This is a genomic window from Cellulomonas sp. GTC20042 (genome assembly GCF_055389595.1).
In genome coordinates, this window is the sequence record NZ_AP043678.1 from 3,681,163 (window position 1) to 3,701,517 (window position 20,355).

Sequence of the window (20,355 nt, forward strand, 5' to 3'; positions counted from 1 at the left end):
CCAGGCTAGGCCTCCGGTCCGTCACGGTGCGCGCGGGTGCGCTCGACCACCCGCTCCGCGGCCCCCAGCAGCTCGTCCAGCTCCTGGTCGGCCAGCGCGTACCGGGTCGCCCGACCCTCCGGCGAGGCCACCACCAGCCCGGCCGCCCGCAGCGTCGCCAGGTGGGCGGACACCGTGGACTGCGCCAGGCCCAGCACCCCGGTCAGGTCGACCACGCGCCGCGGCGCGTCAGCGAGCAGGTGCACCAGGGTCAGCCGGGTGGGGTCCGCCAGCGCGTGCAGCACGCGCACGACGTCCTGGTGGGCGTGCGCGGGGGCGCCGGCGTGGTCGTGGAGGGCGGGGGCGTCGGTCATCGGGGCTCCGGTTCGGGCGTGCGCGAGTGGTCCCATCGTGCCCCGTCGATCAGGACCAGCCGAGCTCGTGCAGGCGCGCGTCGTCGATGCCGAAGTGGTGGGCGATCTCGTGCACCACCGTGATCGCGACCTCCTCGACGACCTCCGCCCGGTCCGCGCAGATCGCCAGCGTCGGCAGCCGGAAGATCGTGATCCGGTCCGGCAGCGACCCCGCCGCCCAGAACCCGTCGCGCTCGGTCAGCGGCACCCCCTCGTACAGGCCGAGCAGGTCGGGATCGTCCGGCGGGGGCTCGTCCTCGACCAGCACCACCACGTTGTCCATCTGCGCCGCGAGGTCGGCCGGGACCAGGTCCAGACCGTCTCGCACGGCGTCCTCGAACTCGCTGCGCGACATGTCCACCACGGGCCCATCCTGGCCGACTTTGGCGATCGGCGTTCCTACCCGTATGATCGTCACCGGTCTGAAGACGCCTCGACGTCAGGGGCGAATGAGCCCCCATCGTCTAGCGGCCCAGGACCCCGCCCTTTCACGGCGGTAGCACGGGTTCGAATCCCGTTGGGGGTACGAGCAGTGCATGTGGAATAATGGTCTCAACACAACGAGGCCCCGTAGCGCAGTTGGTTAGCGCGCCGCCCTGTCACGGCGGAGGTCGCGGGTTCAAGTCCCGTCGGGGTCGCTCGATTACGCCGGTCCGCAAGGGCCGGCGTCGTCGTCCGAGGCTCTGTAGCTCAGTTGGTAGAGCGTTCGACTGAAAATCGAAAGGTCACCGGATCGACGCCGGTCGGAGCCACTCACGAAGCCCCGTGTCGCAGAAGCGATGCGGGGCTTCTTCGTTGCCGGGGACATGCGGACCGGCGGGCGCGCCGCCCTCAGGACCGACTGACGATCGCGTCCCTGCTGGGGCCTGGATCCGCCCCGTCCGTCACCCGATCGGCCGCACGCGGCACCGCGAACCACACCCGCTTGCCGTCCGGTCCGTCGTCCTCGACACCCCACTCGGACGCCAGCCGGTCCACCAGCTCCACACCACGACCACCCGGGGCGCCGGCCGGTGGGTGCCGGAGCGTCGGCGGCATCGGGTCGTCGTCGCGCACCGCCACCACGAACCGGTCCGGCGTCACGTGCACCGAGACGGTCATCGCCTCGCTGTCGACCGTGTGCCGCACCGCGTTGGTCGCGAGCTCGCTGGTCAGCAGCTCGACGGTCGAGCACGCCTGCTCGTCCACGCCGTGCACGCGCGCGAGCTGGAGAGCCCAGTGCCGGGCGGTCCGCACCGAGCGGGCATCGGCGACCAGAGCGATGTGCTCGGTGACCGTGCCGGCTGCCATGGACCTCTCCTGACCCCGTTGCTGACCCGACGTGGCGGGCGTCTGGCGCCCAGGACGGCCCTCACGATAACGGCGACTCGGCGCTCGCGCCCGGGACGAGCGGCCGTTGCTCGCACGCTCACCCGGTCGGCGCCGCCGGGCCGGGTGAGCACCGCTGCCCAGCGATCAGGTCGTGACGGCGGTGAACGCCTCGGCCACGCTGTCGTGCGGCGGGAGCACCCGCACCATGGTCGTCAGCGTCAGCACGTCCAGCACCTGCGCCGTCGGCCGGGCGATCGTCAGGTTGCCCTCGGCCTCACGCGTCGCGCGCAGCGCACCGACCAGGGCGCCCAGGCCGGACGAGTCGAGGAACGTCGTCTCCTCCAGGTCCACCACGATCCGGGTCCGCCCGGCGGCGACCAGCTCGGCGACCTGCGCCGTGAACGCCGGGGCCGCGCCCATCGTGAACCTGCCACGCGGCCTGACGACCACCACCGGCCCCGCGATGCGCTGGACTGCGATCTCCACCGTGCGACTTCCTTCCGGGGCCGGCGCGCGCGCCGGGACCGGCGGCGTCGTGCGCCCAGCCTAGGCACACCGGGCGCCCGGCGGCGGTCGGAGCGGAGGTGGCAGGGCCCTGGCGTGCGGTCGGGCGAGGGTCAGCGGCGCATGACAGCCCCGTCGGCCCACGGCACGGTGCGACAGTCCGTCCAGACCGGAGGGTCGAGCCGAGAACGCGTGAGACGACAGATCGCGCCAGCAGGGCCGCGCGGGCAGGCCCGGGCCGAGGGACGTCAGGCCGACGGCGTGGCGCGGCGCCGCCGTCCTGCCGAGCGCACCTCCGACGCGTCGACCCGCGCGACCGCCTCGTCCACGACCTCGCACGCGTCCCGCTCCGCACCGATCTCCCGCGAGCCGCACGCCGCGCGCCGTGCGAGCACGCCGAACAGCTCGCGCTCGACGCCCGCGAGTGGTGCGAGGACCTCGTCCTCCGCCGCACCCACCCGGCGCTCCAGGTCGGTCAGCCGGTCCTGACCGCGCTCGGTCGCGACCACCCGGCGCTGCCGTCGATCGGTCTCGTTCAGCCGCCGCTCGACCAGCCCGGCCTCGACCAGGTCGTCGACCAGGTAGGTCATCACCGTGCGGTCGATCCCCAGGTGACCCGCGAGGGCGAGCTGGCTGGGCTGGTCGCCCCGCACGACCTCGCGCAGCACCTGGTAGCCCCGGTAGCCGTGCGGCAGATCACCCAGCGCCGTGCCGAGCGCCGCCTGGTAGGCACGCAGCAGCACCCCGAGCGACCATCCCAGGTCGGCGTCGGGCTCGTGCTCCAGGTCGTCCGTCGTCGCAGCCATCACGGGAATCCTACGTCGAGATGCGCGGTTGTCACAATCATCTGCACGACATACGATCGGTGCAGCAACGGATCACGAGGGAGGGCACGAGGTGACGGACTACGGTCACGACCTGCTGCTGGGGTCGTTCATCACGCCGAGCGCGGCCGCGCCGGACCGCGTCGTGGCGCTGGCGCAGCTCTCGGAGGAGTCGGGGCTGGACCTCGTCACGTTCCAGGACCACCCCTACCAGCCGTCGTTCCTCGACACCTGGACGCTGCTGGCCTGGGTCGCCGCCCGCACCGAGCGCGTCCGCCTCGCCGCCAACGTCACGAACCTCCCCCTGCGACCGCCCGCCGTCCTGGCCCGCGCCGCCGCGAGCCTGGACCGCCTCAGCGGAGGACGCGTCGAGCTCGGCCTGGGCTCGGGTGCGTTCTGGGACGCGATCGAGGCCATGGGTGGTCGACGGCTCACCGCCGGCCAGGGCGTCGACGCCCTCACCGAGGCGATCGAGGTGATCCGCGGCGTCTGGGCCACCGAGGACCGCTCGTTCTTCGAGGTCGACGGGGAGCACTACCAGGTGCACGGCGCCAAGCGCGGACCGGCACCGGCGCACCCGATCGGTATCTGGCTCGGCGCGTACAAGCCGCGGATGCTGAGGCTGACCGGCCGGACCGCCGACGGCTGGCTGCCGTCCCTCGGCTACCTGTCCAGCCTGGACGACCTCGACCGCGGCAACGCGATCATCGACGAGGCCGCCGAGGAGGCGGGTCGTGACCCGCGCGCCGTCCGGCGCCTGCTCAACGTCAACGGCCAGCTCGGGGCCCAGCGGTCCGAGCGACTGCTGGTCGGGCCTCCCGAGCAGTGGGCCGAGCAGCTGGCCGTCCTCGCGCTCCAGCACGGGATCAGCGGGTTCATCCTCGGCAGCGACGACCCCACGACGCTCGCCACCTTCGGCCAGGAGGTCGGCCCCGCGCTGCGCGACCTCGTCGCGACCGAACGCGGCTGACCAACGACCAGCGATCAGCGACGCCACCAGCCTCGACGCACCGACGCACACACGAAGGAGACCCCGTGGACCACGGCCACCCGCTGCACATCGGGCTGCACGTCCGCACGCCGGAGGATGCCGAGGCAGCCGAGACGCTGGGGTACGACCTGCTCGTCGTCCCCGACGACGGCACCGCCGCCGGACCGGACTCGCTCGATGCGTGGACGCTGCTCAGCTACGTCGCGGCGCGCACCAGCACCGCGCAGGTGGCCACGGCCGGCCTCGACCTCGCCGGGCACCCGCCGACGGTGCTCGCCCGTGCCGCCGCGGGCCTGGACCACCTCACCGGTGGACGGCTGGCGCTCGGCCTCGCCGCGTCGACCGCCGGCGCCGGGCAGGAGCCGGACGACGTCGCCGCGACCGAGGAGGCCGTCGCCGTCGTGCGCGGCATGTGGGACGCCGCCGACCCGACACCGCTGCGGTTCGCGGGCGCGCACCACCGGGTCCCGGGTGCCGAGCGCGGGCCCGCACCGGCGCACCCGGTCCCGCTCTGGCTCTCCGGGTCGGGCGATGCCGAACGCGACCTCGCCGCGCGGGTCGCCGACGGCTGGTGGCTCACCGTCGCCCGCAGTGGGGGCGGAGCGGTCGGCGTCCCCGGGGTCGACGGCGGAGCGGCTGCGGTCCCCGTGGTCGACGGCGGAGCGGCTGCGGTCCACGGGCTCGACGGCGGAGCGGCTGCGGTCCCCAGGGTCGACGGCGGATCGCCCGGCGTCCCCGTGAACGGAGGCGGGGTGCTCGCCGTCCCCGGAGACGAGAGCAGGGTGCTCGGCGCTCCGGGACCCACCCTGGACGACACGGTGCTCATCGCGCTCCGGGAGCACCGTCAGGCGCTGGACGCCGCCGCGTCGGCGGCCGAGCGCGACCCGCGCGAGGTGCGGATGCTCCTGAGCGTCGACCCCGCCCTCGTCCGCGCCGCGGGATCGCGAGCGGTCGACCTGCTGACCCGTGCGGTCGTCGACGGCGGTGCCGGCACGATCGTCCTCACCGACGTGGACGGCGACGACGCCGCGTGGTTCGCCGCCGAGATCGCCGCTCCTCTCCGCGCCGCCGTCGCGGCCGAGCGCACCACCCGGGGCACCGTGGTCGGCACGGTGCGCAGCGCGGCGGTCCGAGCGGCACGACGCCCCCGCATCGACTACGACGCCATCCCGGCCGTGCTGCGCGACGACGCCGTCGAACCCGGCGACCCCGCGTACGCGCACGTCCGCTCGACCTACATGCGCGGCGGCCGGCCGGGCCTCGTGCTCCGACCCGGGAGCACCTCCGAGGTCGTGCACGCCCTCGCCTGGGCGCGGACCCAGGACGTGCCGCTCGCGATCCGGTCCGGCGGCCACGGCATCAGCGGCCGGTCCACCAACGACGGCGGCATCGTGATCGACCTCGGCCGGATGAACGCGATCGAGGTGGTCGACACCGCCCGGCGCCGGGTGCGTGTGCAGGCCGGTGCCCGGTGGGGCGAGGTCGCGCAGGCCCTGCATCCCTACGGCTGGGCGATCACCTCCGGCGACTACGGCGGCGTCGGCGTCGGCGGTCTCGCGACGGCCGGCGGCATCGGGTTCCTGGTCCGGGAGCACGGCCTGACGCTCGACCACGTCCGCGCCGTCGAGGTCGTGCTCGCCGACGGCTCCGTGGTGCGTGCCGACGAGCAGGAGAACGCCGACCTGTTCTGGGGTGTGCGCGGGGCCGGCGGCAACCTCGGGATCGTCACCTCCTTCGAGCTCGAGGCCGACGAGGTGGGCGACGTCGGCTTCGCCCAGCTCGTCTTCGACGCCACCGACACCGCCGAGTTCCTCCACCGGTTCGGCGCGCTCACCGAGGCAGCGCCCCGCGACCTGACACCGTTCCTCATCCTCGGCCGCCCGCGGGGTGGTCAGGTGGTCGCGCAGATGATGGCGATGGTCGACTCGGACGACCCGGACACGATCATCGACCGGCTCCAGCCGTTCGCCTCCCTGGGGCCGCTGCTCCAGCAGGCCGTGCAGGTCGTCCCGTACCCGGCGGTGGTCACCCTGCCCGACGCCGCGCACTCCGGGGAGGGCGAGCCCGTCACACGCTCCGCGATGGTGGAGCACATCACCCCCGCGCTCGCCGAGGAGTTCGCCCGGCTGATCCGCAGCGGCGAGACCTACTTCTTCCAGATCCGTGCGGCCGGGGGCGCCGTCGGCGACGTCCCGGAGGACGCGACCGCGTACCCCCACCGGTCCGCGCAGTTCAGCGTCGTCACCTTCGGGTCCAGCCGTCGCCGCCTCGATGCGATCTGGGACGCGATGGCCGAGCACTTCACCGGCATCTACAGCAGCTTCGAGACCGATCCTCGACCGGAACGGCTGCCCGAGGTGTTCGGGGTGCGCGGGCTCGCGCGGCTGCGGGACCTCAAGCGGCGCTACGACCCGGAGGACGTGTTCCGGCACAACCACTCGGTGTCGGAGCGGGGTGAGCGCGTCCGGCTCACGCCGGGGACCGGTGACGCGGGCTGACCGGCGTGATCGGGGCTGTTCGGGGCACCCGGGGGGGCGACAGGCGACCCTGTCAGACCGGGTCGAACTCCGTCACGCGGGTGCGCCAGTACTCGGCGCCGTCTCGGGTGCGGGTGACCAGGCCCGCGTCCACCAGCTCGCGCCGGAGGCCGACGGGGTCGCGGGCGAGATCGGCGAGACGTCCGGTCAGCGCGCGCTCGGGAACCGGCTCCTCGAGCGGGAGCACCTGCTGGGCGACCCATCGGAGCACCTGGTCACGGTCCGCCCGCCGTCGCGGCAGCGACTCCAGGCGCCCGCGCACCAGGAACCGTCGCGGGTCACCGGGCGGCTTGACCGGGGTCGAACCGTCGGGGCGTCCGCCAGGGTCCGAGCCACCGGGCGGCGCCGCAGGGGTAGGGCCACCCGACAGCCTCGCCGCAGCCGGGCCGCCAGGGTCAGAAGTCGCCGCCGAAGTCACCCCCGAAGCCTCCCCCAGAGTCCCCGCCGAAGCCACCGAATACGTCGCCGCCCCAGTCGCCGCCGGAGTCCGCCGAGGTGTCGCCCCACCCCGCGTCGGCCGACGTCCCGCTGTCGGCGGTCGACGCGCCCGCGTCCGCGGACCCGTCCGCGCCGCTCGCGTCACCGGCGCCGCTCGCATCGCCCTCGGCACCGGCACCACCCGCGGTGTCGGCCCCGCCGCCGTCCCCGGCGTCGAGCAGCGCACCGGCGACGGCCGTGCCGATGAACGCCCCGGCGACGCTCGCGAGCAGGCTGCCCGCGATCACCCCGCCGAGCCCGATCCCAGCACCGGCCCCGACCCCGCTCCCCCGCCCGGCGAACGTCCGCTCGAGCGTGCCGGGCTCCCGCATCTCCGCGCGGGTGGCCATGCGGGCGAGCGCCCGGGGGTCGTCGGAGGTGGCGCGCTCGGCGGGCGGCATCTGGGCGCCGACGTCGGTGAGCACCTGGCGGCGCTGCTCGGGGGTGAGCCGGGCGAACGCCTCGGCGTGGGCCTGCTCGACGGCCTGCGGCGGGGCGGTGCGGAGCAGGTAGCGGTAGCGGTCGATCGCGATCTCGTCGTCGCTGCGCGCGGCACCGGGGCCGGGCGTGGCGGGCGCGGGGTACGGGTCGTTCACCGGGGCCGGTCCGCGTCGCGCGTCGTGCCGGCGAGGGTCGTCCTCGCGTCCCAGCAGTCGGTCCAGGAATCCCATGGTCCTCACCTCTCGTCGGTGGAGATCGGTGCACCTGGATCAACGAGCGTCCGAGATGTCCGGTTCCCCGGTCCGCGGCTGCACGCCCCCGATCCACCGGGCCCGCCGTCCCGATACGCCAGGACCGCCGTCCCCGATACGCCAGGCCCGCGGTCCCCGATCCACCGGGTCCACCAGCCCGGATCCGCCGGGTCCACCGCCCCCGATCCCACGCGCGCGGCGCTCACCTGCCCTAGCGTGTCGGCATGGCGAGACCCGCACGCCAGAGCCGGCGACGCTTGACGATCGTGCAGACCGTGGCCCTCATGGTCGCGTTCGTGCTGGTCTCCGGCCTGGGCGGCCTGCTGTCGGCGGCGCTGGTGCTGCCGACGGTGGCGGTGGCGAACGGGACGACGGACATGGCGGTCGAGGCGTTCGACGACCTGCCGACGGAGCTGGTGACGGCGCCGCTGTCGGAGCGCTCGGTGATGCTGGCGGCGGACGGCACGACGGTGCTGGCGACGTTCTGGGCGGAGAACCGGGTGGTCGTCTCGCTGGAGCAGGTGTCGCGCCCCATGCAGGACGCGGTGGTGGCGACGGAGGACCGGCGGTTCTACCAGCACGGCGGGATCGATCCGACCGGGATGATCCGTGCGGCGGTGCGGAACCTGACGAACCCGGGACGGACGGAGGGGGCGTCGACGCTGACGCAGCAGTACGTGAAGAACGTGCTGATCGAGACGGCCGTGCGGGCGGGTGACCTGGCGGGCGCGGAGGCGGCGCGGGAGGCGGACGGGGCGGACGGGTACCTGCGCAAGCTGCGGGAGGCCAAGCTGGCGATCTCGCTGGAGAAGACGCTGACGAAGGACCAGATCCTCGAGGCGTACCTGAACATCGCGCAGTTCGGGGTGAACACGTACGGCGTGGAGGCGGCGGCGCAGCGGTACTTCAGCACGTCGGCGGTGAACCTGAATGCGGTGCAGGCGGCGACGATCGCGGGGATCACGCAGAGCCCGACGCGGTACGACCCGCTGCGCAACCCGGAGATCGCCCAGGAGCGGCGGGACCGGGTGCTGCGGCTGATGCACGAACAGGGCTACCTGACGGCGGAGGAGCTGGCGGCCGGGCTGGCGACGCCGCTGGCCGCGACGCTGGTGCCGCACGAGCCGGTGATCGGGTGCATGGCGGCGGGGTCGGCGGTGCCCGGGTCGGGGTACTTCTGCGACTACGTGACGAAGGTGATCCGCTCGGACCCGGCGTTCGGCGAGACGACCGAGGCGCGGGTGGACCGGCTGTACCGGGGCGGGCTGACGATCACGACGACCCTGGACCCGCGGGAGCAGGCGATCGCGGACGCGGAGGTGAAGGCCGGCATCCCGGTGGACGACCCGACGGGGGTGGCGACCGCGCTGGTGACGGTGGAGCCGGGCACGGGCCGGATCACGTCGATGGCGCAGAACCGCGGGTACAACAACACCGAGCAGCACGGCGAGCGTGAGACGGCGGTGAACTACAGCGCGGACTTCGCCTACGGCGGGGCGAGCGGGTTCCCGCCGGGGTCGACGTTCAAGCCGTTCACGCTGGCGGAGTGGTTGCAGGAGGGCCACAACCTCAACGAGGTGGTGAACGCGACGCGGTTCTCGTACACCTTCGGGGAGTTCCGGGCGCCGTGCACGACGCTGACGCCGCGCAGCACGGAGTACAAGTTCGCGAACGCGGAGGGGCCGCGCTCCGGCGGGATGCTGAGCGTGCTGGACGCCACGCGCGGGTCGGTGAACTCGGGGTACATCGCGATGGCCTCGCAGCTGGACCTGTGCGGGATCATGGACACGGCCGCGCGCCTGGGGATCCACAAGGCCGGCGGGGTCGCCGGTGAGGGCGCGCCGGACCCGTTGCCCGCGAACGTGCTGGGCACGAACTCGATCTCGCCGCTGTCGATGGCGTCGGCCTTCGCGGCGTTCGCGAACGGCGGCACCACCTGCACCCCGGTCGCGATCTCGGCGGTGACGGACACCGACGGCAACCCGCTGCCGGTGCCGGTGACGTCCTGCACCGCCGGGGTGGAGCCGCGGGTCGCGAACGCGGTGACCTTCGCGCTGAGCCAGGTGTGGCAGGGGACCGCGGACACCGCCGCCCCGCCGTTCGCCGCGGCGGGCAAGACCGGCACGACGACGCACAACGAGCACACCTGGTTCGTCGGGTACACGCCGCTGCGCTCGACGGCGGTGTGGGTGGGCTACGCGGACCGGATGATCCCGATGCAGGACGTGGTGATCAACGGGCGGTTCATCCGCAACGTCTTCGGCTCGTCGGTGGCGGTGCCGATCTGGAAGGGCTTCATGACGCGCACGCTGGAGGGCGTGGCGGTGCCGGCGTTCGCCCCACCGGGCAACGACGAGGTGTTCGGCAAGCAGGTGCCGGTGCCCTCGGTGGTCGGCCTGGACGTGGCGGCGGCGACCGCGGCGCTGGACGGGGCCGGGTTCACGGTGCGGATCGGCCCGCCGGTGCCCTCGGCGGTGCCGGCCGGGTCGGTGGCGACGCAGACGCCGACCGGGGTGGCCACCCAGGGCTCGCTGGTGACGATCGCCCCGTCGTCGGGCCCGCCGACCGATCCGGCCGCGGCCGCACCCGCACCGCCCGCCGGTCCACCGGTCACGGGTCCGCAGGGCGACCGGGGCAGGGACGGGCCGTGACTGTCTGATCGCCGCCCTTGCCACCGACCGCGCCACCGGGCCCCACCCGGCGGCGGGGTCGGGGTCATCCCGCAGGCGGACCCGCGCCGGCCCCGGGATCTGCCCGCGGGCCGATGTGCCGGCCCGACCGCGCTCCGTAGCGTCGAGGACATGGACCACGACCTGCCACTGACCACCACCCCGCAGGGCACCCCGGAGCGCCGGATGCTGGGCGTGCTGGCGCTAGCGGCCGCGGTGACGCTGTCGCTCACGGCGTGCTCGGGGATCGCCGGGGCGCTCGGCGACCGGACCGGCGGTGGCAACGACCGCACGGCGGCGTTCGACTCCGGGGCGGCGGGCAAGCGGGCGCACGGGCTGCCGGACTGGGTGCCGGACGACGCGGAGGGTGTCCGGGCGCTGGCGCGGCCGGGCGGGGACGAGCAGATCCTCACGATGCGCGCGGACCTGACCGACCTGCCGGCGACCTGCACGGCGGTGACCGCGGAGAACCCGCGCGCGCCGCACCCCGAGGACCCGGAGGCGGACCCCACGGACTTCCGCACGGTGTCGACGCTGCGCGCGGACTGGTGGCCGGTCGAGGTCGAGCAGGACGCGACGATGATGTGCGGGCGCTGGTGGGTGACCGCCGCGGACGGCGCGCTGTACGCCTTCACGCCGGAGCGGCGCACCGTCCCGGTGAACTGACCGCCCGGACCGACCCCACGGATCGACCCCGGGTACCCGCGCGGCGGAGTTCGCCCACCCGGACCCGGCGACGCGGACGCTCGGCCGGAAGAATTCGGAGAATGCGTCGGACAAAGTTCCGAGACCGTTCTCACACCGCTATTCCTTGATCGCACCCCGTGACATTCCCTACGGTGGTCGTCATCGGAGGGGAGTAGTCCGGCTGGCCCGTGGCCAGCAGCGATGGTCGACACACTGGCGCCGAGCGCCCGGCCACCGCGCCCGCGCAGGCGGGTGGACGAGACCTCCGGCCAGCAACGTGCGTGCTGGCCGGACGTCGCGACCCCTCGCGCCCTCGGCCGGCACCTGTCCGAGAGGTGCCTCATGTCCGACCTGCTCTCCCCCGTGCGCCCGCCGGGGAGGACGATCCTCGCCCGCTCCGGGCTGATCACCCTGGTCCTCGTCCTGCCGGCGCTGGTGCTGCGGCTGTCCGGCGCCCACACCGCCCCCCTGCTCCAGCTCGCCGTGTACGGCGTCGCCGTGGTGGCCGCGAGCTTCCTGCTCGCCTGGGCGGCCGAGGCCGCGCAGGTGGACGTGTCCGGCGGTCTGGCCATCGCCGTGCTCGCGCTGGTGGCGGTCCTGCCGGAGTACGCGGTCGACCTGTACTACGCGTACACGGCCGGCCACGACCCCGCCTACGTGCAGTACGCGGCGGCGAACATGACCGGGTCCAACCGGTTGCTGCTCGGGCTCGGCTGGCCGCTGGTGGTGCTGGTGGCGCTGGCCGTCGCGAAGCGGACCACCGGCAAGCCGGTCACCGCCCTGGCGCTGGAGCCGGGCAACCGCCTGGAGCTCGGCTTCCTGCTGGTGGCCGGCATCGCGGCGTTCGTGATCCCGGCGACCGGGCACATCCACCTGGTGTTCGGCCTGGCGCTGATCGCCTGGTTCGCGTTCTACACCTGGCGGCTGACCCGCGGCGAGGCGGAGGAGCCGGACCTGATCGGTACCGCTGCCGCGATCGGCGCCCTGCCCCGGCGTGCGCGCCGGACGACCGTGATCCTGGCGTTCGTGGTGGCCGCCGGGGTGATCCTGGCGAGCGCGGAGCCGTTCGCGGAGTCGCTGGTCGACTCGGGCACCGCGCTCGGGATCGACCAGTTCCTGCTGGTGCAGTGGCTGGCCCCGCTGGCCTCGGAGGCACCCGAGTTCATCGTGGCGATCCTGTTCGCGGCGCGCGGCAAGGGCACGGCGGCCATCGCGACGCTGATCTCCTCGAAGATCAACCAGTGGACCCTGCTGGTCGGCTCCCTGCCGATCGCGTACCTGGCCGGAGGCGGATCGGCGAGCCTGGCGCTCGACACCCGGCAGGTCGAGGAGATGCTGCTCACCGCGACGCAGACCCTGATGGGCGTCGCGATCCTGATCTCGCTGCGGTTCCACCGCTGGTCGGCCTGGACGCTGCTCGGCCTGTTCGCGATCCAGCTGCCGCTGGTGAGCACCACCGCGCGGTTCGTGCTGTCCGGCATCTACCTGGGGATCGCCCTGGTGGTGCTGGTGCTGCACCGTCGCCAGCTCTGGCCGACGATCCTGGCACCGTTCCGCGGGGTGCGTGACGACGACGCGGACGCACCGGACGCCGACGGCGCGCGCGAGCCGGCGCTCGCCGCGCGCTGACCGGTCACCGATCGACGTCGGCCCGGGGACCCGCGCGGTCCCCGGGCCGACGTCGTCTCAGACCCAGGTCCCCATCGCCCGCCGCACCGCGTCGAGGGTCTCCTCCGCGATCCGGTTCGCCCGCTCGTTCCCGGCGCGCAGCACGTCGTGCACCACGCCGCAGTCCCGGGCGAGCTCGGCGCGACGGGCGCGCAGCGGAGCGAGATGGTCGACCAGCGCCTCGGTGACCACCTGCTTGAGGCGCCCGGAGCCGGCGTCGCCGATCCGGTCCGCGATCTGCTCCGGCGGCTCGTCCAGGCACAGGCTCGCGAGCAGCAGCAGGTTGGCGACCTCGGGGCGCCGCTCGGGCTCGTAGGTGATCAGCCGCTCGGAGTCGGTGCGGGCGCCGCGCAGCAGGCGGGCGGTCTCGTCGGCGGTGGCACGCAGGGCGATGGCGTTGCCGGCGCTCTTGCTCATCTTGGCGCCGTCGGTGCCGAGCACGGTGGGCGCCTCGGACAGCAGCGCGTCCGGCTCCGGGAACAGCGGCTCGGCGGCGGCGTAGCGCTGGTTGAACCGGCGGGCGATCGTGCGGGTCATCTCGATGTGCGGCAGCTGGTCCTTGCCGACCGGCACCAGGGACGCGCGGCAGAACAGGATGTCGGCGGCCTGGTGCACCGGGTAGGTGAGCAGCAGCCCGGACAGCGCCCGCCCACCGGAGGCGGCGAGCTCGGACTTCACCGTGGGGTTGCGGTCGAGCTCGGCCACGGTGACCAGGCTGAGGAACGGCAGCATGAGCTGGTTGAGCGCGGGGACCGCCGAGTGCACGAAGACCGTGGTGGCCTCGGGGTCGATGCCGGCGGCGAGGTAGTCCAGGACGATCTCGTGCACGGCGCCGCGGATGTCCCCGGCGACGTCGCGGTCGGTGATCACCTGGTAGTCGGCCAGCACCAGCAGCACCTCGGCGCCGAGCCGTTGCAGGCGCACCCGGTTGGCGACGGTGCCGAAGTAGTGGCCCAGGTGCAGCGGGCCGGTGGGGCGCTCGCCGGTGAGGATCCGCACGCCGGCGGGATCGGTGGCCAGGCGGCGCTCGACCTCCTCGGCACGCTCACGGGTGCGCGCGGCGGCGATGTCGAGGGAGGAGGGGACGGTGGTGCTCATGGAGGTCTCCTGCGGGGCGGGTGCCACCCACGGAGCCTCGGACCGACCGCGCTGCGTGAGCAGCACGGCGGACGGGTGTCGCGACCTACGCTGCCGAGGGCAGCAGCCACCACGCGCGGAGCGGGGTGCAGGTCATGCGGGCAACCTACACCCGCGGTCGGCGCCGGTGGGGCGGACCGTCAGGCGATGGCGGCGAGCACGCGGACCGGCGCGTCGGCGAGGACGACCAGCACGGTCTCCCCCGTCTCGGCGTCGATCTCCGCGACCGCGCGCGACCCGCAGGCGCAGAGCAGCTCGTCGCCGTCCGCGTCGTCGAACCAGAGGCACGTGTGCCGGGTGATCTCCATGCCGCCGACGGTACGCACGACCTCTGACACGACCACGTCGCGGCCCCGGCGCGTCGGGATCCCGCACATCCGTGCAGCGGCGCCCGGGCGCCCGTTCAGGCCGAGGGCCGGGTGGCCTTCCCGTCGAGCCAGAGGGTGTCGGACTCGTCGCGGTGCGTGCCGGTGCTGCCGACGTGCTTCGCGCTGATCTGCGGGCCCTTCGTGATGACGTGCACCATCGCCATGCCGTGGCCCCGGCCGAGCCCGAAGTCCTCCGCCAGCCAGGCGAGGATCGGCGTGGCCTGGGTGTCCGGGCCGAAGCCCCGGGCGTGCGCCTGCTCGACGATCTGGCGGGGCGTGAGCCCGGTCTTGTCCTCGACGGCGTCGAGGTAGGCCTGGAAGGACATGGGCGACTCCTGGCGGGACCGGGGACCGGCACCGGCGATCGGGCGATGCCGGGAGCCGCACGCTAGCCGCCGCGCGCGCCCGCGACCACCCCGGAACAGTCCGCAACCCAGCGGTTGACGACCCGCCCCGGCAGTGGCACCGTGGTTCGCAACCACAAGGTTGAGAGGGAGGTCCCGGTGCCCGCCGACCCGCTGTCCCAGGTGTTCTCCGCCCTGGCCGACCCGATCCGCCGCGACATCGTCACGCGGCTGGCCTCGGGCGATGCCACCGTCGGCGAGCTGGCCGCCCCCTACGACGTGACCGTGCAGGCGGTGTCCAAGCACCTCAAGGTGCTCGAGGACGCCGGGCTGGTCACCCGCACCCGCGAGGCGCAGCGCCGACCGGTGCACCTGGAGGCGGAGGTCTTCGACCTGATGACCATGTGGATCGAGCGCTACCGCCGTGAGGCCGAGCTCCGCTACCGGCGCCTGGAGGACGTGCTGCTCGCCGAGCAGGAGGAGCGCGCCGCCGAGCCCTCCGCCCGCGCCGGCTGGCAGCGCCGACCCGCCGGCGCCGACCGGGTCTTCGAGCCGTGGGACCTGACGTCCCGCGCGTACCGACCGGAGGGAGACAGCGCATGACCAGCACCGAGGGCACCCGGATCGACGCCGACCCGGACCTGCCGATCATCCGCACCACCCGCGCGTTCGCCGCCCCGCCGGCGGCGGTCTACCGCGCGCACGTCGAGCCCGACCTCGTCGTCCGCTGGCTCGGCCCCTCCCGGTTGCGCACCGTGATCGAGCGCTGGGACGCCCGCACCGGCGGCAGCTGGGCGTACACCTCGCACGGCGAGCCCGGCGAGCGCTACGGGTTCTTCGGCTCCTTCCACGAGCTGCGGCCCGGCGCGCTGCTGGTGCAGACCTTCACCTGGGACGGCCGTCCGGACGACGTCGTGCTGGACCGCGTCGTGCTGGAGGACGTCGGCGACGGGCGGACGCTGCTGCACGGATCGTCGCTGTTCGACTCCTTCGCCGGGCGGGACGCGATGCTCGCCGACGGCATGGAGCAGGGCGTGGTCGAGGGCTACCAGCGGCTGGACGACCTGCTCGCGGCGGGCTGACCTGCACGGACGGTGCCGGGACGGCCGGATGGGTGATTGCTCCCGTTTCGCCCGCACCTGCGGCTCAGCGCGCGTCCGACCCGGCCGATGGGACGGACGCGCGGGGGTGCATGCAGTCGGATCGTCCTGAGGAGTCCCCCGTGTTCGCACGTCACCGCACGTCCGCCGACGCCACCGTCGGCACCGCGCTCGCCGAGTCCCGCGCCGACGTCGAGGCCGTCACCGCCGTCGTGCGGGCGCTGGCCTCTGCCACCACCACGCGGGACGCCGTGCACCGGGCCCTCGAGGTGGTCCGCGAGCGCTTCGGCTGGGCGTACGGCTCCTACTGGCGGATCGACCCCGCGGACCAGGCCCTGCACGTGGTGCAGGAGTCCGGCGACGCCGGCCCGGAGTTCGCCGAGGTGACCCGCACCGCGTCCTTCCGCGAGGGTGTCGGCCTGGCCGGACGCGCCTGGCGGGCCCGTGACCTGGTGTTCGTGGCGGACCTCGGCGACCTGTCCGACTGCGTGCGCGCACCCGTGGCGCAGCGGGTCGGCGTGCACTCCGGCATCTGCTTCCCGCTGACCGAGGACGGCGTCGTCACCGGCACGATGGACTTCTTCAGCACCGAGACGCTCGACCCCTCGCCGCAGCGGCTCGACACCCTGCGCAGCATCGGGGTGCTGGTCTCGCAGGCGATCGAGCGGGTCGCCGCCGCCGAGCGCCAGGCGGCCGCCGGTGAGGACATCGACGCGGTGAACCGGGTGATCCGCGAGATCAACGACGCCACCAGCCGCGAGGTCGCGCTGACCCGTGCGCTGGACACCATCCGCGACGGCTTCGGCTGGGCCTACGCCTCCTACTGGGAGGTCGACCCGACCGATCGTGCGCTGCACTTCGTGCAGGAGTCCGGCGACGCCGGTGCCGAGTTCCGCGAGGTGACCCGCACGGCGTCCTTCACCGAGGGCGTCGGCCTGGCCGGACGCGCCTGGCGGGCCCGCGACCTGTACTTCGTGCCGGACCTCGCCGACCTCACCGACTGCGTGCGCGCGCCCGCCGCCCGTCGCGCCGGGGTGCAGTCCGGGGTGTGCCTGCCGATCGTGGTCGCCGGGGAGATCGTCGGCACGATGGACTTCTTCGCCACGACGACGCTCACGCTGTCCGACGGCCGGGCCGACGCGCTGCGCAACACCGCCTACCTGCTCGGTCAGGCGCTGGAGCGCGACGCGGCGGCGCAGCGGCTGCTCACCGCCGGGCAGGAGCTGGTCACCTCGATCCAGGAGGTCGAGCGCAACGTGCTGGCGGCGACCACGGTGGCGAACGACGGTCAGCGGCTCACCCAGGACGCCAACCAGGAGGTCGCGGACCTCGGCGCGTCCAGCACCGAGATCAACCAGGTGGTCACGGTGATCCAGCAGATCGCCGCGCAGACCAACCTGCTGGCGCTGAACGCCACCATCGAGGCGGCGCGGGCCGGCGAGGCGGGGCGCGGGTTCGCGGTCGTCGCGCACGAGGTCAAGGAGCTCGCCAACGAGACGGCCGCTGCGACCACGCAGGTCAGCGACAAGGTCCGCGCGATCCAGAACCAGGTGGAGGGCGTGATCCGCTCGCTGGCGGAGATCGGCACCGTCGTGGAGCGGATCAACGAGACCCAGAACACCATCGGCGGCGTCCTCACCGAGCAGGTCGCCGTCACCAAGGCCATCCTCGGCTGAGGCACTCGGCGCCGCGGAGGTCAGACCTGGTAGGCCCAGTGCCAGGGCTCGCGCGGGGTGTCCTCGGCGAAGCCGTAGCGGCCGGCGTTGGTCCGCATCCAGGACTGCGCGGCGTCGTCCAGCTTGAGGTCGACGGCCATGCCCCAGCCGTGGTCGGAGGTGCCGGGCACCGCCGCGAGACCGCCCTGCGAGTACAGGCCCTTGCGCTCGGCGACGTCGACCTGCGACTCGTAGGAGCGGTAGGAGTCGGTGATCCCGATGGTGACGCCGTCCTTGGCCGCGTCGGCGATCAGCCGCTCCAGCGACTCCGCGGCGGGCGCCCACAGCCGGTGACCGGTGCTGCCGACCTCGGCGAGCGCGGAGGCGGGGACCTTGCCGTTGCCGTAGGCGGCGAGCGCGACCGGCACGCCGTCGGCGTTCACCGCGGTCGAGCCCGAGGTGGTCGACGCGGACGAGGAGCCCACCGCCAGCGCGAGGGCGTCGGCGAACTGCGTGCCGCTGGTCGAGGTCGCCGACGCCGGGCCCGTGAACGAGCCGATCTGCGCCTGGATGGCAGCGATGCGCTGCTCGATCCCCGCGATCCCGGTGACACCCACGTGACGGTTCCCCTCCCTGTCCCCGTCCCCATCGGCGGGCGCACGCCGATCCTGAGCACCCGCTGAGACCCGGCGGTCGGCCGGCCGGTCCCGGACGTGGCTCGGCCCCGCCGCTCCCGGGACGAGAGAGCGGCGGGGCCGAGGGTCGTGACGTCAGCGCCAGGTGGCGCCGACGGTCCGGCGACGACGCCGCACCACCGCGGTGCGGACCGCCAGCAGGCCGGCGCCCCAGACCACCAGGGCCAGCGCCCACCAGGGCGCCACCCGGGCGGCGTCGGTACCGGTGGCCGCGAGCACCCCGGACGCCGCGGCGGCGACGTCATCGATCAGCTCGCCCGCCGCGAGCACCGCCGACGCGAAGTACGTCACCGGGATCGAGGCGGAGCCGCCGGGGGTGATGACCAGCAGCGAGGTCTCGCCGGGGTCGCAGGCCGGGGCGACGAAGGTCAGCGACCCGCCGCCGGCGGCCACGGCGACCTCGGCCGGGTCGAGCACCACGCCGCAGACGAACACCGAGGTGCTGCCCGGGACGAACCCGCTGCCGGTGACGGTGACCGTGGTGCCGCCGGCGGAGGCTAGCGCCGCCGGGTCCACGCCGGAGACGGTGGGCGGTGCGGGGACGGCCACCGCCGTGTCGTCGTAGACGTAGGTCATCATCTGGGCGTCCACCCCGTCGGTCCACACCATCATCGGGACCACGCCCTCCGCGTGCGGCGGGGTGACCGCGAGCAGCGCGGTGCTGGAGAGCACGGTGACCGAGTCGGCCGGGATCCCGTCGAAGCTCACCCCGGTGCTGCCGGCGACGAAGCCGGTGCCGGCGACCACGACGGTCTGGCCGCCGCTGGTCGGGCCGGTGCGGGGTGCCGCCCAGGCGATCCGGAGCACCGGGGCACCGCCGGGGGCCACGTAGGTGAAGGCGCCCGGCAGGCTGCCGGTGCCGGCGGAGCTGGTCACCGCGACCGGCACGGTGCCGGCGGTGTGCGCCGGGGTCTCGACGACCACCTGCGTGGCGGTCGGGATGCCGACGATCTCGGCCGGCATGTCGCCGAGGGTGACCTCGGTGGTGGTCGCCAGGCCGGTGCCGGTGATCGTGACGGTGGTGCCGCCGCCGGTCGGGCCGGAGGTCGGGCTCAGGCTCGCCACGAACGGACCGCCGACCGGCACGTAGCCGAAGCCGTCGGTGACGACCGCGTCCGCGCCCGGCAGCTCGACCACGACGTCCACCAGGCCGGGGCCGTGCGCCGGGGTGGTGACCTCGAAGCCGCCCGTGACCGGGGTGATCGCCGTGCCGGGGACGCCGCCGAAGGTGACGGCGGTGGCGCCGGTGAGGCCGGAGCCGAGGATCGTCACGACGGTGCCGCCCAGGACCGTGCCCTGCGCCGGGGTGATCCCGCTGATCAGCGGGGCGGAGTAGACCAGGTCGCCCGCGTCCACCTCGCCGTCCGGGAAGACGATCACGACGGGCACGGAGCCGCCCGCCGCGGCCGGCGGGATGGTGCCGGTGATCGTCGTGCTGCCCGGGACGAAGCCGGTGACCGGGGTGCCGCCGACGGTGATGCCGGTGGCGGTGCCCAGGTTGGTGCCGACGATGGTCAGCGTGCCGCCGCCCGAGGTCGGGCTGGTTCCCGGCGTCACGCTGGTGACGGTGGCATCGGTGCCGTCGTCCAGGTAGGTGATGCCGCCCGGGACGGTGACCGGGGTGCCGGTCGGGTAGACGATCTGCACGGTGGCCGGGCCCGCGGTGGCGGACGACGGGACCGTGAAGGTGATCTGCGTGGCCGTCACGGTGCCGAGGGTGGCGGTGGTGCCGCCCACGGTCACGCCGACGGCGCCGGTCAGGCCGGTCCCGCTGATCGTGCCGGGGACGCCGCCCGCCAGGCCGGAGGTCGCCGGGGTGACCCCGGTGGGGTTCGCCGCGGTGCCGTCGGCCAGGTAGGTGTAGCCACCGATCAGCCGGACGTCCGCGCCGGGCTGCGCCAGGACCACGGTGACCGCGCCGGGTGCGTGGCTCGGGGCGAGCACGGTGACGGTGGTCGCCGTGGGGGTGCCGACCATGATCGCCGGCACGCCGCCGAAGGTCACCTGCGTGACGGCGTCGAGGTCGGTGCCGGTGAAGGTCACCGGCGTGCCGCCGCTCTGCGGTCCGCTGACCGGGGAGACGTCCGTGACGGTGGACGCCCGGTAGGTCAGCTGCGGGGTGACCACGACCGACCCGGCCTCGAGCTGGAGGGTCAGGGTGACCGGGCCCGGCGTCTCGGTGGCCGGCGCGACGATCGTGACCGAGGTGGCGGTCGGCGTGGTGCTCGGCGTGACCAGCACGCCGCCCACGTCGACGCCGGTGACGCCGGCCAGGCCGGTGCCGGTGATCGTGACCGTGCCCCC

Annotated in this window: 20 protein-coding genes, 3 tRNA genes and 1 pseudogene; 11 read left to right on the plus strand and 13 right to left on the minus strand. The window is 74.4% G+C overall.

Annotated elements, in window-relative coordinates; translation table 11 throughout:
• Positions 1-5: 5 nt before the first annotated feature.
• Positions 6-353, minus strand: coding sequence for an ArsR/SmtB family transcription factor (locus ACZ5HG_RS17030; protein ID WP_464178514.1), 348 nt, complete (start codon positions 351-353; stop codon positions 6-8).
• 49 nt (positions 354-402) lie between these two features.
• A complete protein-coding gene (locus ACZ5HG_RS17035) occupies positions 403-747 on the minus strand; it encodes a metallopeptidase family protein (protein ID WP_464182202.1) in 345 nt (114 codons plus the stop codon).
• Positions 748-845: 98 nt separating this feature from the next.
• Between ACZ5HG_RS17035 and ACZ5HG_RS17040 the strand changes: the two genes are divergently transcribed.
• The 3 genes from ACZ5HG_RS17040 to ACZ5HG_RS17050 all read left to right on the plus strand — a co-directional run bounded on the left by ACZ5HG_RS17040 (position 846) and on the right by ACZ5HG_RS17050 (position 1,144).
• A tRNA-Glu gene (locus ACZ5HG_RS17040) sits at positions 846-918 on the plus strand.
• 38 nt (positions 919-956) lie between these two features.
• A tRNA-Asp gene (locus tag ACZ5HG_RS17045) sits at positions 957-1,030 on the plus strand.
• A gap of 41 nt (positions 1,031-1,071) precedes the next feature.
• Positions 1,072-1,144, plus strand: a tRNA-Phe gene (locus tag ACZ5HG_RS17050).
• A 79-nt stretch (positions 1,145-1,223) separates the two neighbouring features.
• On the opposite strand, the gene ACZ5HG_RS17055 is transcribed toward ACZ5HG_RS17050, so the two are convergent.
• The 3 genes from ACZ5HG_RS17055 to ACZ5HG_RS17065 form a co-directional block, all read right to left on the minus strand.
• Positions 1,224-1,682: an ATP-binding protein gene (locus tag ACZ5HG_RS17055; RefSeq protein ID WP_464178516.1), complete on the minus strand. Its 459-nt coding sequence runs from the start codon at positions 1,680-1,682 to the stop codon at positions 1,224-1,226.
• 165 nt (positions 1,683-1,847) lie between these two features.
• Complete coding sequence (locus tag ACZ5HG_RS17060; protein WP_464178518.1) at positions 1,848-2,189, minus strand: STAS domain-containing protein; 342 nt, start codon at positions 2,187-2,189, stop codon at positions 1,848-1,850.
• Between the two features lie 266 nt (positions 2,190-2,455).
• Positions 2,456-3,013 (minus strand): MarR family winged helix-turn-helix transcriptional regulator, encoded by a 558-nt coding sequence (locus tag ACZ5HG_RS17065; RefSeq protein ID WP_464178520.1) that lies wholly within the window; start codon positions 3,011-3,013, stop codon positions 2,456-2,458.
• Between the two features lie 91 nt (positions 3,014-3,104).
• Here ACZ5HG_RS17065 and ACZ5HG_RS17070 point away from each other — a divergent pair, with 91 nt between their 5' ends.
• Positions 3,105-4,001, plus strand: a complete 897-nt coding sequence (locus ACZ5HG_RS17070) for an LLM class flavin-dependent oxidoreductase (protein WP_464178522.1) — start codon at positions 3,105-3,107, stop codon at positions 3,999-4,001.
• Between the two features lie 65 nt (positions 4,002-4,066).
• Positions 4,067-6,520, plus strand: coding sequence for an LLM class flavin-dependent oxidoreductase (locus tag ACZ5HG_RS17075; protein ID WP_464178524.1), 2,454 nt, complete (start codon positions 4,067-4,069; stop codon positions 6,518-6,520).
• A gap of 52 nt (positions 6,521-6,572) precedes the next feature.
• On the opposite strand, the gene ACZ5HG_RS17080 is transcribed toward ACZ5HG_RS17075, so the two are convergent.
• On the minus strand, positions 6,573-7,013 hold the full coding sequence (locus ACZ5HG_RS17080; protein ID WP_464178526.1) for a DUF2087 domain-containing protein: 441 nt from the start codon (positions 7,011-7,013) through the stop codon (positions 6,573-6,575).
• Positions 6,955-7,707, minus strand: coding sequence for a hypothetical protein (locus tag ACZ5HG_RS17085; protein WP_464178528.1), 753 nt, complete (start codon positions 7,705-7,707; stop codon positions 6,955-6,957). Before ACZ5HG_RS17085 ends, ACZ5HG_RS17080 begins: the two co-directional genes overlap by 59 nt.
• Positions 7,708-7,952: 245 nt before the next feature.
• Between ACZ5HG_RS17085 and ACZ5HG_RS17090 the strand changes: the two genes are divergently transcribed.
• From ACZ5HG_RS17090 to ACZ5HG_RS17100, 3 genes are all read left to right on the plus strand, one after another.
• Entirely contained in the window at positions 7,953-10,379 is a 2,427-nt protein-coding gene (locus ACZ5HG_RS17090; protein ID WP_464178530.1) for a transglycosylase domain-containing protein, read from the plus strand.
• Positions 10,380-10,529: 150 nt separating this feature from the next.
• Complete coding sequence (locus ACZ5HG_RS17095; protein ID WP_464178532.1) at positions 10,530-11,063, plus strand: hypothetical protein; 534 nt, start codon at positions 10,530-10,532, stop codon at positions 11,061-11,063.
• 363 nt (positions 11,064-11,426) lie between these two features.
• On the plus strand, positions 11,427-12,713 hold the full coding sequence (locus tag ACZ5HG_RS17100) for a sodium:proton exchanger (protein ID WP_464178534.1): 1,287 nt from the start codon (positions 11,427-11,429) through the stop codon (positions 12,711-12,713).
• Positions 12,714-12,770: 57 nt separating this feature from the next.
• Here ACZ5HG_RS17100 and trpS read toward each other — a convergent pair whose 3' ends face one another.
• The 3 genes from trpS to ACZ5HG_RS17115 form a co-directional block, all read right to left on the minus strand.
• Positions 12,771-13,850 carry a tryptophan--tRNA ligase gene (gene trpS, locus ACZ5HG_RS17105; RefSeq protein WP_464178536.1) on the minus strand — a complete coding sequence of 360 codons (1,080 nt, stop codon included), beginning with the start codon at positions 13,848-13,850 and terminating at the stop codon, positions 12,771-12,773.
• 179 nt (positions 13,851-14,029) lie between these two features.
• Entirely contained in the window at positions 14,030-14,197 is a 168-nt protein-coding gene (locus ACZ5HG_RS17110) for a hypothetical protein (protein ID WP_464178538.1), read from the minus strand.
• 95 nt (positions 14,198-14,292) lie between these two features.
• Complete coding sequence (locus tag ACZ5HG_RS17115; protein WP_464178540.1) at positions 14,293-14,583, minus strand: DUF4287 domain-containing protein; 291 nt, start codon at positions 14,581-14,583, stop codon at positions 14,293-14,295.
• Positions 14,584-14,760: 177 nt separating this feature from the next.
• Here ACZ5HG_RS17115 and ACZ5HG_RS17120 point away from each other — a divergent pair, with 177 nt between their 5' ends.
• From ACZ5HG_RS17120 to ACZ5HG_RS17130, 3 genes are all read left to right on the plus strand, one after another.
• Positions 14,761-15,204 carry an ArsR/SmtB family transcription factor gene (locus ACZ5HG_RS17120; protein ID WP_464178542.1) on the plus strand — a complete coding sequence of 148 codons (444 nt, stop codon included), beginning with the start codon at positions 14,761-14,763 and terminating at the stop codon, positions 15,202-15,204.
• Complete coding sequence (locus ACZ5HG_RS17125) at positions 15,201-15,683, plus strand: SRPBCC family protein (RefSeq protein ID WP_464178544.1); 483 nt, start codon at positions 15,201-15,203, stop codon at positions 15,681-15,683. Before ACZ5HG_RS17120 ends, ACZ5HG_RS17125 begins: the two co-directional genes overlap by 4 nt.
• Positions 15,684-15,823: 140 nt before the next feature.
• The gene (locus ACZ5HG_RS17130) at positions 15,824-17,377 is read left to right on the plus strand and encodes a GAF domain-containing protein (RefSeq protein WP_464178546.1); all 1,554 of its coding nucleotides are present in this window, start codon (positions 15,824-15,826) and stop codon (positions 17,375-17,377) included.
• Positions 17,378-17,397: 20 nt separating this feature from the next.
• On the opposite strand, the gene ACZ5HG_RS17135 is transcribed toward ACZ5HG_RS17130, so the two are convergent.
• The 3 genes and pseudogenes from ACZ5HG_RS17135 to ACZ5HG_RS17145 all read right to left on the minus strand — a co-directional run.
• Positions 17,398-17,973 carry a M15 family metallopeptidase gene (locus ACZ5HG_RS17135; protein WP_464178548.1) on the minus strand — a complete coding sequence of 192 codons (576 nt, stop codon included), beginning with the start codon at positions 17,971-17,973 and terminating at the stop codon, positions 17,398-17,400.
• A gap of 153 nt (positions 17,974-18,126) precedes the next feature.
• Positions 18,127-18,342, minus strand: a complete 216-nt coding sequence (locus ACZ5HG_RS17140; protein WP_464182230.1) for a hypothetical protein — start codon at positions 18,340-18,342, stop codon at positions 18,127-18,129.
• Between the two features lie 51 nt (positions 18,343-18,393).
• A pseudogene (locus ACZ5HG_RS17145) lies at positions 18,394-20,301 on the minus strand (IPT/TIG domain-containing protein); the annotation flags it as partial.
• Between the last annotated feature and the right edge of the window lie 54 nt (positions 20,302-20,355).

Coding starts and splice junctions, on each gene's coding strand:
- ACZ5HG_RS17030 (WP_464178514.1), bottom strand. CDS start 353: ATGACCGACGCCCCCGCCCTCCACGACCACGCCGGCGCCCCCGCGCAC.
- ACZ5HG_RS17035 (WP_464182202.1), bottom strand. CDS start 747: ATGTCGCGCAGCGAGTTCGAGGACGCCGTGCGAGACGGTCTGGACCTG.
- ACZ5HG_RS17055 (WP_464178516.1), bottom strand. CDS start 1,682: ATGGCAGCCGGCACGGTCACCGAGCACATCGCTCTGGTCGCCGATGCC.
- ACZ5HG_RS17065 (WP_464178520.1), bottom strand. CDS start 3,013: ATGGCTGCGACGACGGACGACCTGGAGCACGAGCCCGACGCCGACCTG.
- ACZ5HG_RS17085 (WP_464178528.1), bottom strand. CDS start 7,707: ATGGGATTCCTGGACCGACTGCTGGGACGCGAGGACGACCCTCGCCGG.
- ACZ5HG_RS17090 (WP_464178530.1), top strand. CDS start 7,953: ATGGCGAGACCCGCACGCCAGAGCCGGCGACGCTTGACGATCGTGCAG.
- ACZ5HG_RS17095 (WP_464178532.1), top strand. CDS start 10,530: ATGGACCACGACCTGCCACTGACCACCACCCCGCAGGGCACCCCGGAG.
- ACZ5HG_RS17100 (WP_464178534.1), top strand. CDS start 11,427: ATGTCCGACCTGCTCTCCCCCGTGCGCCCGCCGGGGAGGACGATCCTC.
- trpS (WP_464178536.1), bottom strand. CDS start 13,850: ATGAGCACCACCGTCCCCTCCTCCCTCGACATCGCCGCCGCGCGCACC.
- ACZ5HG_RS17110 (WP_464178538.1), bottom strand. CDS start 14,197: ATGGAGATCACCCGGCACACGTGCCTCTGGTTCGACGACGCGGACGGC.
- ACZ5HG_RS17115 (WP_464178540.1), bottom strand. CDS start 14,583: ATGTCCTTCCAGGCCTACCTCGACGCCGTCGAGGACAAGACCGGGCTC.
- ACZ5HG_RS17125 (WP_464178544.1), top strand. CDS start 15,201: ATGACCAGCACCGAGGGCACCCGGATCGACGCCGACCCGGACCTGCCG.